This is a genomic window from Flavobacteriales bacterium, assembly GCA_016779935.1.
GTDB lineage: Bacteria > Bacteroidota > Bacteroidia > Flavobacteriales > UBA7312.
The window spans coordinates 21,477-38,840 of the sequence record JADHMQ010000006.1 but is presented as its reverse complement, the minus strand read 5'-3'; the positions used below and the strand labels follow the sequence as shown (position 1 = coordinate 38,840).

Here is a 17,364-nt window from a genome sequence, read left to right as displayed (position 1 = left end):
TTTTACAAAAACTTTTTTTATTCAATTGGTTTTGTTGTCATCCTTGTATTATCTATGTTAATTTTTCTAAGGTTTTACACTCGCCACGATGAACTCATTGAATTGCCGGATTTACATAGTTTGAATATATATGAGGCAGATAGTATCTTAAAATCAAAATCATTGAATTATATCATAATGGATTCTGTTTTTAATATGGAAATGCCTCCTTTAAGTGTAATTGATCAAAATCCCAAAGCGGGTTCCTTTGTAAAGGAAAATAGAAGAATTTATTTGACCATTATCTCTAAGAAAAAGAAAGAGGTTCAGTTACCCAACCTAGTAGACTTAACCTTAAGAAGAGCAATTTCTAAGTTAAACTCAATAGGTTTATCTGCTGGCAACCTATCGTTTGTGCCAGATATGGCAAAGAATGTTGTTCTTAGACAGTCAGTAAATGGTAAAGAGATTGATTCTGGAACACTCTTAACAGTGGGTTCTAAAGTAGATTTAGTAATTGGCAATGGATTAAGTGATGTAATGGTAAATTTACCCAATTTGAATGGGCTTACTAAGGAGGATGCTGAAATTTTATTGCAAATGAATTCAATAAATCTTGGACTTGTGCTATATAATGATAATGTAACAGATAGTAGTACTGCAGTTATTTATCGTCAACGTCCAACGGCTTCAGAAAATAAAATGATTAACTTAGGAATGAATGTAGATATTTACCTAAAATCACCAGATGATAATGACGAAGAGTAGTTTCTCACTTTTGCTTTCAATACTTTTATCGACTATTCTTTTTTCTCAGGAAAGAGTTAGTCCTTTGAAGTATAATTCTCAATTATCTACTATTTCCAAAAAATCTATCAGTTCAGTCCAATCTATTGTTACACTACCTTTCTTTGACGATTTTTCAAATTATAAAGGATACCCAAAAGTTGAACTATGGCAAGACAAAGATGTATTTGTAAATAATACTTACCCAATTAATCCTGTCAATATTGGAGTAGCTACATTTGACGGTTTAGATTCATTAGGTAACCCAATAAATAATGCATCAGAAACAGCACATGGAGATGCCGATTACTTAACATCTAATCCTATTGATTTATCAGCATATAATAATGTGTACTTTTCATTTTTGCTTCAGTCGACGGGGTATGGTAACGAGCCAGAAAATAATGATGAATTATCTGTTCAATTTTTAGATACTGCATTGGTTTGGCAAACTGTTTGGGACACAGTTGGTTTCTCTCTTTCAGATTTCACAAAAATAAATTATACCATTTCTGATTTAGCTTACCTTCATTCAGATTTTCAGTTTAGGTTTCATAATATGGCAACCCTTTCTGGTAATTTTGATCATTGGCATATCGACAATGTCTTACTAACTGATGATATAAATTTACTGAATGATGTTGAAGATGTTGCCTTTATCTATGAAACCTCACAGATGATTAATTTTTATTACACCATCCCTTGGTCTCATTTTGATAAAAATAGAGCAGCCTATATGTCCAATAATATGGATACATGGATAAGAAACAATTACAGTACAGCTCAGAGTGTAGACTATCGTTACGATATCTATGATTATAATGATGATTTAATTTTTCACTATCCTTCAACAGGTCCAACAAGAAACGATGAGATTCCTGCGCTTGATATTAATTTTTCGTATTCAGATGACTCACCAACTGCTATTACAGTAGAAACAAGTGCATTTCCGCCGGCTATTGAGGATTTACAGACTAATTCATATACAATCATTCAGTCAATAGCTACTGATGATAATAGTTTGTTTCAAGAAAACGATACGCTAAGATTCACTCAAGTTTTTGACAATTATTATGCTTTGGATGATGGTACTGCCGAAGCGTCATATGGGATTAACTCTGAACAAGGAAAGGTGGCTATGCTTTTTAATATTGCTGAGCAAGACACCTTAAAGGCTGTGCAGTTACATTTTGAAAAGAACTACGAAGACTCTTATGGGATAGCATTTCGAATTAAGTTGTGGAGCAGTCAGTCAGGAGAACCATCAACAGAATTATATGAGAGTCAAATTTTTTATCCAGAATATACAGGTACTAAGAATGGTTTCTTCGAGTATGTTTTAGAAAATCCTATTGTTGTATCAGGCTCTGTCTTTGTAGGGTGGGAACAATACTCAGAAAACATAGTTAATATTGGTCTCGATAGAAATAGAGTAAATAACGAAAGAATGTATTACAATTTAGGAGGGGGTTGGCAGCAGTCCAATTGTGCAGATTGTGATGGTACTTGGATGATTCGTCCTGTTTTTGGAAGTTTATCAACACCATCTAATAGCACTGAATTCGAAATGACTTCATTTTCTATCTTTCCAAACCCTGCTAAGGATATTGTATATATCGATAATGATGAGTCTTTTAAATTAGATATTTACAGTTTAAGTGGTAAGCAGTTGCTGAGTAGTGGTTTTATTACATCTCAGACTATTGATGTGTCAGCTTTTTCTAAAGGTGTTTATATTTTAAAAATGACTACTATATCTAATACTACACAAATTGAAAAACTTATTATTCAATGATTGAGCAAGATTCAAATGAATTGTATGAACATCATAGGGTAGAGGCGGATAAAGGTCAAGAGCCTCTAAGGGTTGATAAGTTTTTGCTCAACCGATTGGAAGGTACTTCACGAAATAAAATTCAACAAGCTGCTACCGACGGTTTTATAAGGGTAAATGATAAAGCTGTAAAACCAAATTATAAGGTTAAGCCTTTCGATATCGTAACAGTGATGTTTACTAACCCACCCAGAGAAATTGAACTCATTCCACAAGATATACCTCTAAATATTGTTTATGAAGATGACGATGTTGTGGTACTAAACAAAGAAGCAGGAATGGTTGTTCATCCGGGTTATGGTAATTATGAAGGAACATTAGTTAATGCTCTCTCTTTCCACTTTAAGAATTTACCATCTAATAATGGAGATTCTACTCGTCCAGGATTAGTACATCGAATTGATAAAAACACAACTGGCTTAATGGTAATCGCCAAAAATGAAAATACCATGACCTCACTTTCTAAACAGTTTTTTGAAAGAACTATAGATAGAAGGTACAACGCCTTAGTTTGGGGCGATTTTGAAGAAAAGGAAGGGAGTATTGAAGGAAATATTGGGCGAAGTCTTAAAAACCGAAAGTTAATGACAGTATTCCCTGAAGGTGACTTTGGTAAGCTTGCTAAAACCCACTATAAAGTGCTTGAAAGGTTTGGTTATGTTTCTTTAGTCGAATGTAAACTTGAGACTGGAAGGACTCATCAAATTAGAGTTCATTTTCAACACTTTAAGCATCCTTTGTTCAACGATTTTGAATATGGTGGAGATAAGATACTTAAGGGAACTACTTTTACTAAGTATAAGCAATTTGTGGAGAATTGTTTTAAGATGATTCCTAGACAGTCTTTACATGCCAAATCTTTAGGGTTTACTCATCCTAAAACTAATAAGTGGATGTCTTTTGAATCAGAACTTCCTGCAGATATGCAAAGTGTTATTGAGAAATGGCGAAATTATGCCAAACACAAAGTTTAATAGCTTTTTTTCTCTGACTTAAATTCAACGTCTTTATAGTCTTTTACAACATTGTAAAGTGTATCTCTTTCGATAGGGTGTCTTTTCACGTTTTTAATGAGTTCAACTAACTGTTGAGTAGAAAGTGTTGGAGTTTGCTCTTCAGCACCAGCCATGGAATATATTTTGGTAGTATCGTCTATTGTACCATCAATATCGTTTACGCCGTAGGAAAGAGATAATTGTGCTGTATTTCTGCCGATCATAGGCCAATAGGCTTTGATGTGTGAAAAATTATCCATGAATATTCTTGAAATAGCATATACTTTCAAGTCATTAATTACGCTAACTTCAGCTATATGAGACATTTGATTCTCTCCATTTCTAAACTTTAATGGAATAAACGTATTGAAGCCACCAGTTTTATCTTGTAAAGTACGTAAGCGATTCATATGGTCCACAAGGTGTTTTGGTTCTTCGATATGACCATATAGCATTGTGGCGTTAGACGGCATTCCTAATTTATGAGCCGTTTCGTGAATCTCTAACCATTGCGCAGAAGAGCATTTGTCTTTACAGATTTGTTCACGAATAGATTCGTCGAATATCTCTGCACCACCGCCAGGAAGTGAATCTTGACCGTGTTCCTTTAAGATACTTAGGCCTTCCTCATAGCTTACTTTGGCTTTTCTGCACATATAATCGAGTTCAACAGCGGTAAAGGCTTTAACGTGAATGTCAGGTCTAATTTCTTTGATTTTCTTGATGAGACTTGCGAAATAGTTTAGTCCCATTTTAGGATGAACACCTCCTACAATATGAACTTCTGTAATGGGTTGCTCCTTGTATTCTCTCATTTTATCGAGAATTTCCTCTTCAGTGAGTTCCCAACCTTCTGTTTTGTGTTTTAACAGTTTTGAATAAGAGCAAAACTTACAATCGAATACACAAATGTTTGTAGGTTCAATATGTATATTTCTGTTGAAATAAGTAAAGTCTTGATGCTTAGATTCTCTAATATAATTTGCAAGAACGCCTAAGAACGGTAAATCAGCATCAAATAAACGGATACCTTCTTCGATAGTAATTCGTTTGTTGTCAGCTACTTTTTGAGCAATACTTTTTAAATCTTCTAGAGTGGAATTGCTATTTAGTATAGTAAATAAGGAGTTTGTCATTTATCTATTTAAAATCAATCTTTCGCTAATAAAAGAATTCTCATTTCTTACTTCAATAAAGTAAACGCCATTATTAAATTCCGATAAGTCTATCTTCAGAGTTTCCAGTAAAGTATTGGAGTAAATTTCTTTACCTAATAGAGTTAATACTCTTACTTCAGCGTCATTGGATATATTTTGACTGAGATAAACTATTCCGGTTGATTGATTTGGAAAAATATTAACAGATAGTCTATTTTCTTCAATTCCTATGCTTCCACCGAACTGATCAACCTTTATATAAGCAGATTTAATTTCATAACTATCGTTATCTACAGCATCTGTAACATCAAGCCTTACTGTATAGTTTCCGTCGTTAGAATACACTACAACTGGGGACGCATCTGTTGAGTTGGAAGGAGTTACTCCATTACCATAAAACGTCCAGTTATATGTTGCAGGATTTCCTGTTCCTGTATAATAGAATTGAGTTGGTAAACCTGTTTTTACATGAGTGTAGGCTGCAATAAAGTTAGCAACTGTTGGTGAGCCACAAAGTTTTCCACTCATAGAAATTACTCCAGAATTTGTAGGGTCTAACCAAGGTTTTAGCCTTAGATTATTAGTATTACCATTTTGGTCCCAACTTTCTGAAAATTTACCATAATTATCAGGGCCAGTTAAAAACTGTGAAGGTGAACATGCAGAACTACCTGTTGATAAATCACCAATAATTTGCTTGTCCATATTAAACAGTGGACTTCCTGACGAACCACCTTCAGTTACACCATGTCCACTTTCAGTGTTTACCCATTTTACTCTCCAATCTCTTCCGCTATTTACAGAAACAGTAGATTGGGTGTAAGTTGATATTTTCTTGATGTCTCCGGCAGGGTGGTGTATACCTACACCTTCGGGTGAAGCTGTATTACTTCTGTTCCAGCCCGCTACATACAAACCGTAGTCAAAAGGTAAGCTATTATTGAGCTCTACCAGATAAAAATCAGATGTACCTCCCCAGTTTCCATTATTACTACTTCTAGATACAAATGAGCACCCAGTCATTGTATTTGAACTAGGATTTGAACTAGGGTTTTCGCAAATATCAGCTTCATAATTAAAATAAAACACCCATTGGTTCATGTCATTGCTAGAGGCGTAGTTGTTATTGTCATCATCATAAGCACAATGCTCGGCAGTCAATACATAAGGGGTGCAGTCTTCTGCAGTATTATTGACTAGAGATCCACTGCACCAGTATGAATTATTACCAATTCTTATACTTAGTCTACAAACGGCTGTTTTAACATCTTGCCAATCGTCTCCTTCAGGACAATTTACATTATTATGACAATCTTCTGAATCTCCAAAGTTTTTCAGATCTATTGAAGTTTTAATTGAACGATAAGCGTAGGATATCTTATCGATGTGTAAAATTGGATTTCCAGCACCTCTTTGAACATATTCTATACATAATTTATCACCTTCAATAATTTCATGAGCAAATACACCACTTTCATGGTTGTTTCTATTTGTGTAAGCTCCTAATATTTTAGATTTATCTTCATTATAGATATACAGCTCTCCATTAGAAGGTATCCAAAATGCGTCAAAATAAAGGGAAAGTGCCTTTGCATTTTCTGATTGAATATTTAGTCTCCAAACACGAACACCATTATCTAATTCTTCCCACAATCCATTTGTACTAGGGTCAATATCACAATCAATAAGTTTAGCGTAACGGTAGGGTTTACCTTTTAAAGATGCATCTTGGTCTTCATTTTCAATTATTAGCATATCAGGAGATGCAATTTCTAAAGTAGGTACATCTCTTGAAAGAGTTTCCGTTGAACTTATAGGTGTTTTATTTATGCTTATTTGAGCAATGGATAAAAGGGATACTAGAGATATAGATAGTAAAATAAAGTATTTTTTCATTTTTTGATTATCTTAACAGAGTGTGTTTGTTTGTTAGTAATTAGCTGCAAAAAGTATGCGCCCGAACTGAGTGGATACAAATTTACGAGTTCTTTATTGCTATGGCAATTTTTTTGAACTAGATTTTTACCATATAAATCATAAATTCTTATTAATTCAATGGATGTTTTTGATTCAACAGTGATGTAATCATTCGTTGGATTAGGGTAAACCAGTACAGAATTTATTTCTTTTACTTCATTAATATCAATGGTATTGCATAAGTCTATTTGAAGTTCTGAGCCAAAATTACCGCTAAAATTCTGACCATTAACTGAAACATATCCATTACCAAAATCACAACACATTCCATCTTCGTAAATATCGTATATTACTAGAGTGTAACAACTGTCTAAATCTTGGCAGTAGTTAAATGAATTAATTTCATTACTCACTAATTCATTCTCAGAAAGAATCGTATCGTTTTGGTTATTTAAAATTGCCCAATAATTTTCCTCAGCATAATTATCTGTTTGAATGACAAAATCTATATTAGTTCCTTGTGTGATTGTAAAAGTAAGGAAGGTTGTGTCATTTGTTGGGTTAATATCTCTAAAGGAATTAGGAGAGGAGCTATAAATCTTTAAAGTATGTTCACCAGTACTAAAGGTAATGTTTCCTAAATTTATTTCTTGAGAGGTATTAGGATTTAAATTTCCTGACCATTCATATTCAATTGGATTATCATCATCAATTTGATAAAAAATGCTTGCCTTAGTTATAGTATTCTCAGAATAATTAAATAATGAAGTAATAAGTTCAAGGTTTTCACCGCAATAAATTTCATTTTCAGATGGTTGAACATTATTGTTAATGCCAATATCCTCATAAGGAAGTTGACAGAAGTCAGCATTACCAATACCTAATCTTTCCGTATTGAGAGTAGCATGCATGCGTTCTTTTTGTCCATTTGTAAACAAATTCATACAAGCATCATTGGTGTAATCCATGTAGTTTTGAAACATATCACCATTATTATCACATGTAGGGCTAGGATGTGAAGGGCAACCGTAATTTTCAGTCTCTTGACTAGGCGTGTCGTCTACTTCATCAGAGCCGCAATTTCCTGGTCCCCAAATGTGATAAAGGTCTAGCCAATGGCCCAGTTCGTGCGTAGCAGTTCTGCCTTTATTAAACGGTGGAGCTATATCAATTGTACCAAAGTTTGAGAAATCAACAACTACGGCATCTCTGTTTGGGTTTCCCCCAGGAAATGAAGAAAAACCTAAAGCATTAGTTAAATCACAGACGTAAATATTGAGATAGTCTGAGCTATTCCAAATGGTTTTTCCACCCAAAGAATCTTGAAAAATACGATTGTCATACAATGAAAATGAGCTTACACTTGTTTGCGTGTATGTGATGCCAGAAGTTGTGTCGTTATTTTCAGTACGCTGTGCTAAACAAAAGCTAATGTTACAATCAGCAGCAACATCAAGAAACTCACTAGGTGTTTGATTAGCATCCGAATTGGTCCTATTGAAATCTTGATTTAATACATCTAATTGGCTCATAATCTGTTCAAACGAAACGTATTCATCTTGGTTTTTATAAATCACGTGAAAGACGACTGGTATAGTGTATGAATTTGGTGTTGAGCTATTTTTTTTCCATTCTTTGATAGCCTTATTAATGGTGTTTCTTTTTTGTAATAAATTATGATTGTCTTTGCATTCATACTCAAGACGCTCCATAGTTCCACACCTTAAATCTTGAGCTTCAGAAACAAAAGAAAGGCTTAGCAAAAATAGGCTAAGCACTAAGTGTAACGTACGGTTTTGATAGTAATACATTGAATTGCTAAGGTCGGAAATCAGGATTGTTTATGAAAGCGGTGTCAGTTAATGTTTTCAAAAAGTTAATAAGATCAGTTTTATCTTGTTGAGTCAAACCTAATCCAACATCAACCTTTTTCATTAGTGGGTCGATTGTAGAGGAATTATGCCCTCCGAAGTTGTAGTGTTCAATTACTTCTTCAAGTGTAGCGAACCTTCCATCATGCATGTAAGGTGCTGTTAACTCTACATTTCGAAGTGTTGGACTTTTGAATTTACCTTTATCATTAGGGTCATTAGTTACATTAAATCTACCATTATCCATTATGCCTTCAGGATCTAATCCGTTGTTATGAAACAGATTACTCGTAAATAAAGGATAAGAGTGGCAATGAAAACAATCTCCTTTTTCAGTGTTAAAAATTTCTTTACCTCTTAATTCAGAAGGAGTTAAGCTAGCTCTGTAATCTAAAAACTTATCAAATTTAGATTCAGACGAAACTAATATTCTTTCAAATTGGGCAATGGCTTTAACTACATGTGAAGAGTCAATAATATCTGCATTGAAGGCTTGTTTGAACAAAACTTTGTATTCCAAGTTATCCATTAGTTCCTGAGAAACTTGTTCCCATGATGGTGAGTGGAGTTCAATAAAACTTGTAACTGGTCCAAGGGCTTGTTCTTCCAATGAAATAGTTCTTCCATCCCAAAAATTAGAGGTATTCCATGCAGCATTAATAATTGCGGAAGCATTTTTTGTGCCTAAAACACCTTCAATACCTACGCTAAATGTTGCAGGGTCACTAAATCCTTTCGATTGAAAATGACAGTCAGCACAAGATAAGGTATTGTTTCCTGAAAGTATTGGGTCGTAAAATAGTTTTTTTCCTAATTCAATTCCTTCCTCGGAAAGAGGATTATCAGGCGGTAAATTTGGTGATGGAAATCTTCTAGGAACTTCAAAGGGTATAAAGGCTGGATTGTAGTCAATAGCTTCTACAATAGGGATATCTCTTTCGCAAGAAAGTAAACCAAAACAGCATAAAAACAGTACTATTTTACTCCAGTTCAATTGCATTCGCGAAATTTGTGATTATTTGAGTCGCTAAAGGACTTGATGTAAGTTCATGAGCTAATTCTTGCGAAAGGTCAACATTTGTGAACAATTCAGAAAGGTTAATATTAAATTGTAAAGTAGACGAACTATTCTCATTCAGCGATATGCTTTTTTCAAAATCCACCGCTCTGAATAAATCCTCATGAGCTAAATGGTAGGTTAATGGGTAGAAGCTAGATGTTTGTGAAGTATCCATTTTCCCTTCAATTTTCACAAAAATATAAGAAGCTGATAACATAGGCCAGTAAGTGTTCTGATTAAGACCTAATGGATGATCAGTAGGGTAGTCAGAAGGCACTGTGCTATTAATTTCAGGAGTTAAACCCAGTCCAAAGGAAACACTTTCATAGTTGCCGTTGGGAGCTGTAACTTCTAGATTCATGGTGTTTGGTTCGTCTAAACGAACAAGATGAACATCTTTTATTTTTTCGCTAGTTGATGCATTGTTTAATGTAATATTACACATGTAAAACGTAATGTTTTCTACTCTAAAAGAACCTACATCGAAATTTAAGGTATCATACCTTGAAAATGCTTGATCGTTATTTTTTAGGTTGAATTTAAGGTTAAGATTACCGTATATACACGAATTGTCTTCTTTATCAGCTTCAGCATTATAATTGGATGCGGTAGGGTCAGTACAACCTGGCTCTTTACAGGAAGTTAAGGCTATTGCAAAAACTACTAAAAACGTAAAAAATAACTTTGTTAAATTCATAGGTACAAATATAAGGTTATATAAAAAGATAAAATAATAACGGCTACTATTTGTATAAATTGTAACTTTAAAATTGTGAATAAAGTATGCCTATCATTTTATAAAAAATCATACATAATTACCTATTTTGCGAAGTAATACATGCAAAAAAATCTTCAGATATATCGCTCTTCAGCCGGCTCAGGAAAAACGTACACTTTGGTAAGAAACTATATTCGAATTGCTCTAATTGGTGATGGAAAGAGTTTTTTTCCAAGATATTTCAGACACATTCTAGCTATTACATTTACAAACAAAGCCGCTTCTGAAATGAAAGAAAGGGTCTTGTCCTTTATTGCTGATTTATCAAAAGGTGTTGGTAAAGGAAAGCAAAACTCATTTTTTACTAATATTCAGGAAGACACCTCACTTTCAGAGGAAGATATAATAGAACGTTCTCAAAAAATTCTAAGTGCTATACTCCATAACTATACAGATTTGTCAATTTCTACCATAGATAAGTTTGTATTTAGAATTGTAAGAACATTTGCTCACGATTTACAAATGGCACAATCCTTTGAGGTTGAGATGGATCAAGATCAATTGATTCAACCTACCGTATCGTTTCTAATAAGTAGAATAGGAACCAATAAGGAACTTTCTAAAGCCTTAATCTCTTTTGCAATTTCAAAGGCTGATGAAGGTAAAAGCTACAACCTCGAACAATCTTTGGAAGACTTTTCAAAGCATTTATTTTCTGAAAAATCGGAAAAATTTATTGATACTCTTTCACATGTGAGTATTACGGATTGCTTAGAAGTGAAGGATGAACTCAATGCTGAAATGTTTGCTTTTGAAGAAGTGCTATTAGAGAAACGATCAGAATTTATGGGATTCTGTAAAAGGCATAATTTAGTAGCAAGTGATTTTACCAGTAGTTATTTTTACAACTATTTTGATAATTTTAAAAAACGTTCATCCTCTATATTTTTTCCAAATCCGTCTGTCAAAAAAAATGTGGAAAATAACCACTGGTGTTCAAAAGCGGTAGATGAAGATAAAAAGTCGATAATAGAAGCCAATTCAGTTTACTTAATTGAATTGTTTAACCAAGTCCAGAATCACATTAATAAAGAATACAAGAACTATGTCTTTAATAAATTGCTTTCTAAAAATATTTATTCAATAGCAGTACTTAATGAGCTGTCCAAAGAGTTAGACCAATTCAAAGAAGAAAATAATGTTAAGCATATTTCAGAGTTTAACAATGCCATTGCTGAAATTATAAGAAAAGAACCTGCTCCATTTATTTATGAAAGGTTAGGCGAACGCTATCATCATTTTTTGATTGATGAATTTCAAGATACTTCGGTGATGCAATGGCACAATCTATTGCCATTAGTTCATAATTCCTTATCAGAAGGTTACCAAAACCTCATTGTAGGTGATGCCAAGCAATCTATTTACAGATGGAGAGGTGGAGAGGTGGAACAATTTGTTCTGCTTCCCAATGATATTCTTCAGTCAGAAATGTTACCAAACCCAGATGAACTTAAGCAAAGCTTATTCAATAATACTGAAGAAAAAGTGTTGTCAGATAATTGGCGAAGCCATAAAGAAGTCGTTAACTTCAATAATGCATTTTTCACAAAACTAAAAACAGTCATTAGTCCTGAGCTGCAAAAGATATATACCTCCAATGAGCAAAACCCTATGGGTAAAGATGGGGGCTATGTACATATCGATGTAACTCCTAAGTCTAAGGAGTTTTTTAAGGCTCAGGTTATGCAGAAAATAATTCAACAAATTCATGAGTTGAGGTCTTTGAATTACAGCCTAAAAGACATGGCTATTTTATGCCGCACGAAAAAAGAAACTTTTGAAGCAGCTTCAAGCCTAAATACTGCTGGCATCAATGTATTGTCAGATGAGGCACTTCTTTTAAACGCTTCAAAAGAGGTGCATTTTATATTATCTCTGTTGAGTTTTTTGCATCTCCAATCTAATAAAGTAGCACAAACATTTATACTGACATACCTTCATCAACGAGCTGAGGATAAAAATCAGCCTTTACACTCTTTATTGCAATCCGTTGGCGAGGGCGATTTAAAGCCGTTTTATTCCTATTTAAAGTCTTTAGGTATTGATTTAGTACCACAATCGCTATGGGAATTACCTATTTACGATTTGGTTGAACGTCTGATTCAGTTGTTTGCTATGCCATCCACTAATGTTTATCTCCAGTATTTTCTTGACGCAGTGCATAAATTCTCCATCAAGAATAGTAATGATGTTTCGGCTTTCTTAGAATGGTGGGAAAAGAACAATGAAAAAGAAGCTATCGTTGTTCCAGAAGATACTGAAGCAGTTAAGGTCATGACGGTACATAAATCTAAAGGTTTAGAGTTTCCCATTGTCTTTATACCTTTCAATTGGAAAATAGGAAAACCAGCAGAGGAATTATGGGTAGATGCTAAGGGAAAGATTAAGAAAATGAAAGTGGCCTTATTGGATAACACTAAGGAGTTGGAAAAATCTGATTATGCTCAGCTTCACAAGGGAGAAAACGATAAGTCATTGATGGATGATTTAAATGTTTTGTATGTGGCAATGACGCGACCCAAAGAACAGCTTTACATTTTCACCGAATCCTTTGGTAAAAGCGATAAATTTAATTCTCTGAGTCAGTTAATAGGTCATTACTTTAAAGATGATGCCGTTGATTTTCCAGTTCGAATAGGACAATTGGTGCCAAAACAAAGTGCAGATGAAGAAGAAAATGACAAAGGTTATCACTTATCATATGAATCTATAAAAAATTGGAGAAAGGTCATACAGTTAAAAAACAATTCTAATCAATTGTGGGATGTGAATTTAGACCGTCAACAATGGGGGAGTCTATTGCACGATGCTTTATCAAAAATTCATTATCTAGAAGATAAAGACAAAGTACTAAATGATTTGGAGAGAAACGGTTTATTGACTTCTGACCATAAAGCTAAGTTAAGAAATCGCCTTGATGAATTATTAAATGATGATGAAATAAAGCCATTCTTTTCGGATAAATGGGAGGTAAAAACAGAACAAGAAATTCTGTTAGATAGTGGCGACACTTACATCCCTGACCGTCTTTTAATAAAAGGCGATGAGGTAAAAGTCATTGATTATAAAACAGGTTCTGACTCAAGAATGGAAAGTCATAAATCCCAAGTAGATAATTATTCTAACTTATTGAAAATGATGGGTTTTGAGAAAATATCTAAATACATTATTTATACTGAAAACATGGAAAAAGTAGTATCGTGGTAGGCTCATTTTTAGAATATATTGCCCAAGAAATACTTTCAAACAGAAAGCGAATGGATGCATTGACTATAGTCTTGCCGTCAAAGCGTTCTATTGTCTTTCTAAAACACCATTTATCTCAAAAAATAGACGAGCCAATTTGGTTACCAAACATCTATTCCATTGAAGATTTTATTACTGAACTCTCAGGCTTAAATACACTTGATAATTTGAGTTTGCAGTTTAAACTCTATGAGGTGTTTAATAATAACAGACCAGCTGAAAATGAGGATAATTTTGAGCAATTCTTAAAATGGAGTCAAACCATATTGTATGATTTTAATGAAATGGATCGCTATTTGGTTGACGCTAAGGCTTTACTGACCAACCTAAGAGATATTAAAGAATTGGAGCAGTGGAGTCTAAACAGTGCTGAGCTCACATCCTTTCAGGAGAAATACGTACAGTTTTTCGCCTATTTATTCCAATGGTATACAGCATTTACAACTTCCTTACTTGAGGAAAATTTAGCCTATCAGGGATTGGCATACAGAAAGGCAGCAGATAATATACAAACGATAAAACATCATTTCGATGAGGTGTGGTTTGTCGGCCTTAACGCCCTAACTACAGCAGAAAATCAGATTGTAAATCATTTTGTAACCCATAATAATGCCCGTTTATTTTGGGATGCGGATGCTCATTATGTAGAAAACGATAAACATGAAGCCGGTCTATTTCTGAGGCAACATTTTCAGAAATGGGGCAGTCGTAAACTGACAAATTATTTTGAACAGGATAAAAGTATAAATATTATTGGTTGTGCTAAAAATGTAGGACAGTCTAGAGTAGCTGGTAACCTTTTGAACGATTTAGCGTCTGATGATTTAAAAAACAGTCAAACCGCTTTAGTTCTTGCCGATGAAAACCTTCTGTTTCCTGTCTTAAACAATTTACCAGAAAGCATACAAGCGGTAAATATTACCATGGGTGCTCCTATTGGTACCACTCCATTGTACAGTTTGATTGATTTACTCTTTAAATCTCAACTTAAAAAAGCTAACAATCAACAACAGAAATTTTTTACCAAAGATTTACAGAAAATCTTTAGACACCCCTACATGAGTCGTCTATTTGAACCTTCATTATTTAAGGATATAAATCAGTATTTGAGTAAAGAAAAGATTCTTTTTGTTAGTGCTTCAACATTGAGAAAACGATTTAAGCAACATAGTCAGTGGGGTGTACTGTCTTTGCTTTTAGGTGATTGGAGCGAAACTGATATGTGTCTGCACAGTGTTAAAACGTTATTGGATACACTGAAGAATCAACTGATTTCTGAAAAAGCAAGTGTAGAATCAGAGGTATTATTTTCATTCTTTAAATCTTTACAAGTTTTAGAGAATCACCTGCAAGACTTTGAGTCTGAGATGGATTTAAAGACGCTTAGAGCTATCTTTTTTCAAATCATAAGTAAAGAGACCATTTCATTTATGGGAGAACCTCTCAATGGTTTACAGATGATGGGAGTTTTAGAAACGCGAACATTGGACTTCAAAAACCTCATTGTTCTTAGTGTAAACGAAGAAAAATTACCTGCTGGTAAGTCGGTTAATTCCTTTATTCCTTTTGTGTTGAAGAAGTATTTTAAAATGCCAACGCATGAGGAGAGAGATGCTATTTTTGCTTATCACTTTTACCGATTGCTTCAACGTGCAGAAAACGTCTTTTTACTCTACAATACCCAAAGCGACGATTTTGGAAGTGGCGAAAAAAGCCGTTTCATCACTCAGATAAGCAATGAGCTTTCACATTTGAACATTAAAGAAAAAGTCTTACAATCCAATGCTTCACATTCTACTGAATTTCAACCCATTTGTATTAGAAAAACAGATGCTGTGAAGGAACGTATTTTAGAGTGGGCAAATCACAAAGTGTCCCCAACATCCCTTAATACATTTATAAACTGTAAGCTGCAATTTTACTTCAAATATATTGCTAAAATATATGTTGAAGATGATTTGGTAGAGTTCATGGAAGCGCATTCTTTTGGCACTATTATTCATGAAGCATTACACCACGCTTATCAGACTCACTTAGAAGCTACATTGACCGTTGAAAATTTAGATCAAATAAAAGATTTAACCCTTACTTTGATTGATGAGGGTTTTAAAAAAGAAGTAGGTCAAGCCATGTATCAGGGTAAAAATCACCTTATTTGGAAAGTAGCACAACGACTTACTAAGAATTATTTTGAGATTGAAAAACAATTTATAAATGATAGTATAGCACCTTTAAAGGTAACCGATACCGAACGTTCTTTACCCTATGAATTGACCGTTAAGGGTGTGAATTTCAAACTATTTGGAAATGTTGATAGGGTAGATCAAGTAGGAGATTCCATTCGAATAGTCGATTATAAATCGGGTAAAGTGAATCAAAGTGAACTGAAATTCAAAGAATTTTCTGAGCTTACTGCCAATCCTAAAAAGTCTAAAGCCTTTCAGCTTATGACCTATGCTTACCTCTACTCCAAAAGTGTGTTGAAAGACGATACGCCTTTTAGAGCAGGTAACTATTCCTTTAGGAATTTAGAAGATGGTTTGATTTATGTTAAAATGGATAAAACACCTCTAAAAATGGATACTTCGGTCTTGGATGAATTCGAAGATGTTTTAAAAGACTTACTTTCTTCTATATTAGATGAGAAAAGCGATTTTTACCCTACCGATGATGAGTCTGCTTGTACTTGGTGTGACTTTAAAACAGTGTGTGGTAGGTGGTAGGTTTAATTTTTAAACATATAAGGTGATATACTTTCATCAAAATCAATAATAAGGTGTTGTAACCCCATTTCAATAGCTTCTTTGAAATTACCCTTATCAATACCATAAACGATTTTTCTTTCTAATAAGTTCTCTTTTTTTAGGAAATCAATATGCGATTCGTCAACTTCAGAATAGAAACTTGCTATATAGTTAGGTTCAACGGCTTGTGGAATAAGTGAGTAGGTCCATTCTTTTCCCTTATTAAAACCTTCCAAAACAGTTTGAACATTAGGATTCTTAAACTTTAAATAACTTAAAAATAGAATATTTGCGTCTGCCACTAAAAAACGGTCGTAAGTATTGTGCTTTTCCATGAGATACAATAGGCTGTCTGCAATGCTTTTTGAAGTGGTTTTAAAATCAAGGTAAACCGTTTGAAAATCGTAGTCTTTTCGAACAAAGCCCTCCAATGTTAACACATTATTTGTGCTTATCCTTCCTTTGTGAATAATATTTAGACTTTCTATATCTTGCCAATTTACGTCACTAATTTCTTTGTTAATGCCCAACAACCTCTTAAGGTTATTGTCATATATCAATACTAATTTATGGTCTTTGGTATAGTTAATGTCTATTTCTAGTGCAGTAAATCCAAACGATTTGGATTGTTCAAATCCTTCCTGACTGTTTTCTGCCAAATGCGGTAGTCCTCTGTGTGCAAAGAAAGTATTATCAATAGGAGAGGGCATACTTTGCTCTTTATTTTGAGGTAAAAAGAAGAACAAAGACAAGCAAAAAAACAACAGAATGCTTTTATAAACAAACTTCATTTGAACGTGTTAAGGAAAATGCAAGTTACATCAATCTCATTATTAGGCAAAAAAAAACCCACTCTTAATGCAGAGTGGGTTTTGCAGCCCCTAGGAGAATCGAACTCCTGTTTCCAGGATGAAAACCTGGCGTCCTAACCACTAGACGAAGGGGCCAGTGTGTTAGTCCTTAAAAAAGGCGAGTGCAAATATAATATCTTTTACAA

General features: G+C 33.9%; 11 protein-coding genes and 1 tRNA gene. 5 read left to right on the top strand and 7 right to left on the bottom strand.

Translation table 11 applies throughout. From position 1 onward, the window contains the following. The first annotated feature begins 54 nt into the window (after window positions 1–54). The 3 genes from ISP73_04570 to ISP73_04560 are packed head-to-tail and all read left to right on the top strand — an operon-like array spanning window position 55 to window position 3,573. Window positions 55–747, top strand: a complete 693-nt coding sequence (locus ISP73_04570) for a PASTA domain-containing protein (GenBank protein MBL6657861.1) — start codon at window positions 55–57, stop codon at window positions 745–747. Continuing rightward, window positions 728–2,560 carry a T9SS type A sorting domain-containing protein gene (locus ISP73_04565; GenBank protein MBL6657860.1) on the top strand — a complete coding sequence of 611 codons (1,833 nt, stop codon included), beginning with the start codon at window positions 728–730 and terminating at the stop codon, window positions 2,558–2,560. Before ISP73_04570 ends, ISP73_04565 begins: the two co-directional genes overlap by 20 nt. Then, window positions 2,557–3,573 carry an RluA family pseudouridine synthase gene (locus ISP73_04560; GenBank protein ID MBL6657859.1) on the top strand — a complete coding sequence of 339 codons (1,017 nt, stop codon included), beginning with the start codon at window positions 2,557–2,559 and terminating at the stop codon, window positions 3,571–3,573. Before ISP73_04565 ends, ISP73_04560 begins: the two co-directional genes overlap by 4 nt. Here the strand turns inward: ISP73_04560 and mqnE are convergent. The 5 genes from mqnE to ISP73_04535 are packed head-to-tail and all read right to left on the bottom strand — an operon-like array spanning window position 3,570 to window position 10,296. Next, window positions 3,570–4,730 carry an aminofutalosine synthase MqnE gene (mqnE, locus tag ISP73_04555; protein MBL6657858.1) on the bottom strand — a complete coding sequence of 387 codons (1,161 nt, stop codon included), beginning with the start codon at window positions 4,728–4,730 and terminating at the stop codon, window positions 3,570–3,572. The two genes, ISP73_04560 and mqnE, sit on opposite strands and share 4 nt — an antisense overlap. Continuing rightward, window positions 4,731–6,647, bottom strand: coding sequence for a T9SS type A sorting domain-containing protein (locus tag ISP73_04550; protein MBL6657857.1), 1,917 nt, complete (start codon window positions 6,645–6,647; stop codon window positions 4,731–4,733). Next, window positions 6,644–8,479: a T9SS type A sorting domain-containing protein gene (locus ISP73_04545; GenBank protein MBL6657856.1), complete on the bottom strand. Its 1,836-nt coding sequence runs from the start codon at window positions 8,477–8,479 to the stop codon at window positions 6,644–6,646. The genes ISP73_04550 and ISP73_04545 overlap by 4 nt, the downstream gene beginning before the upstream one ends. A 7-nt stretch (window positions 8,480–8,486) precedes the next feature. Next, window positions 8,487–9,539 (bottom strand): c-type cytochrome, encoded by a 1,053-nt coding sequence (locus ISP73_04540; protein MBL6657855.1) that lies wholly within the window; start codon window positions 9,537–9,539, stop codon window positions 8,487–8,489. Beyond that, complete coding sequence (locus ISP73_04535) at window positions 9,520–10,296, bottom strand: hypothetical protein (protein MBL6657854.1); 777 nt, start codon at window positions 10,294–10,296, stop codon at window positions 9,520–9,522. The genes ISP73_04540 and ISP73_04535 overlap by 20 nt, the downstream gene beginning before the upstream one ends. Before the next feature lie 141 nt (window positions 10,297–10,437). On the opposite strand from ISP73_04535, the gene ISP73_04530 reads away from it, so the two are divergent. Then, window positions 10,438–13,584: a UvrD-helicase domain-containing protein gene (locus ISP73_04530; protein MBL6657853.1), complete on the top strand. Its 3,147-nt coding sequence runs from the start codon at window positions 10,438–10,440 to the stop codon at window positions 13,582–13,584. Beyond that, a complete protein-coding gene (locus ISP73_04525) occupies window positions 13,578–16,346 on the top strand; it encodes a PD-(D/E)XK nuclease family protein (protein MBL6657852.1) in 2,769 nt (922 codons plus the stop codon). The genes ISP73_04530 and ISP73_04525 overlap by 7 nt, the downstream gene beginning before the upstream one ends. A gap of 2 nt (window positions 16,347–16,348) precedes the next feature. Here the strand turns inward: ISP73_04525 and ISP73_04520 are convergent, their stop codons facing one another. Together ISP73_04520 and ISP73_04515 are read right to left on the bottom strand one after the other, a co-directional pair. Beyond that, window positions 16,349–17,158 carry a hypothetical protein gene (locus ISP73_04520; protein ID MBL6657851.1) on the bottom strand — a complete coding sequence of 270 codons (810 nt, stop codon included), beginning with the start codon at window positions 17,156–17,158 and terminating at the stop codon, window positions 16,349–16,351. Between the two features lie 84 nt (window positions 17,159–17,242). Next, window positions 17,243–17,314: transfer RNA gene (locus ISP73_04515), tRNA-Glu, on the bottom strand. Window positions 17,315–17,364: the final 50 nt, after the last annotated feature.

What these genes read in the sequence shown, in the direction of transcription:
- ISP73_04570 (MBL6657861.1), top strand. Translation starts at nt 55, where the DNA reads ATGTTAATTTTTCTAAGGTTTTACACTCGCCACGATGAACTCATTGAA.
- ISP73_04565 (MBL6657860.1), top strand. Translation starts at nt 728, where the DNA reads ATGATAATGACGAAGAGTAGTTTCTCACTTTTGCTTTCAATACTTTTA.
- ISP73_04560 (MBL6657859.1), top strand. Translation starts at nt 2,557, where the DNA reads ATGATTGAGCAAGATTCAAATGAATTGTATGAACATCATAGGGTAGAG.
- mqnE (MBL6657858.1), bottom strand. Translation starts at nt 4,730, where the DNA reads ATGACAAACTCCTTATTTACTATACTAAATAGCAATTCCACTCTAGAA.
- ISP73_04550 (MBL6657857.1), bottom strand. Translation starts at nt 6,647, where the DNA reads ATGAAAAAATACTTTATTTTACTATCTATATCTCTAGTATCCCTTTTA.
- ISP73_04545 (MBL6657856.1), bottom strand. Translation starts at nt 8,479, where the DNA reads ATGTATTACTATCAAAACCGTACGTTACACTTAGTGCTTAGCCTATTT.
- ISP73_04540 (MBL6657855.1), bottom strand. Translation starts at nt 9,539, where the DNA reads ATGCAATTGAACTGGAGTAAAATAGTACTGTTTTTATGCTGTTTTGGT.
- ISP73_04535 (MBL6657854.1), bottom strand. Translation starts at nt 10,296, where the DNA reads ATGAATTTAACAAAGTTATTTTTTACGTTTTTAGTAGTTTTTGCAATA.
- ISP73_04530 (MBL6657853.1), top strand. Translation starts at nt 10,438, where the DNA reads ATGCAAAAAAATCTTCAGATATATCGCTCTTCAGCCGGCTCAGGAAAA.
- ISP73_04520 (MBL6657851.1), bottom strand. Translation starts at nt 17,158, where the DNA reads ATGAAGTTTGTTTATAAAAGCATTCTGTTGTTTTTTTGCTTGTCTTTG.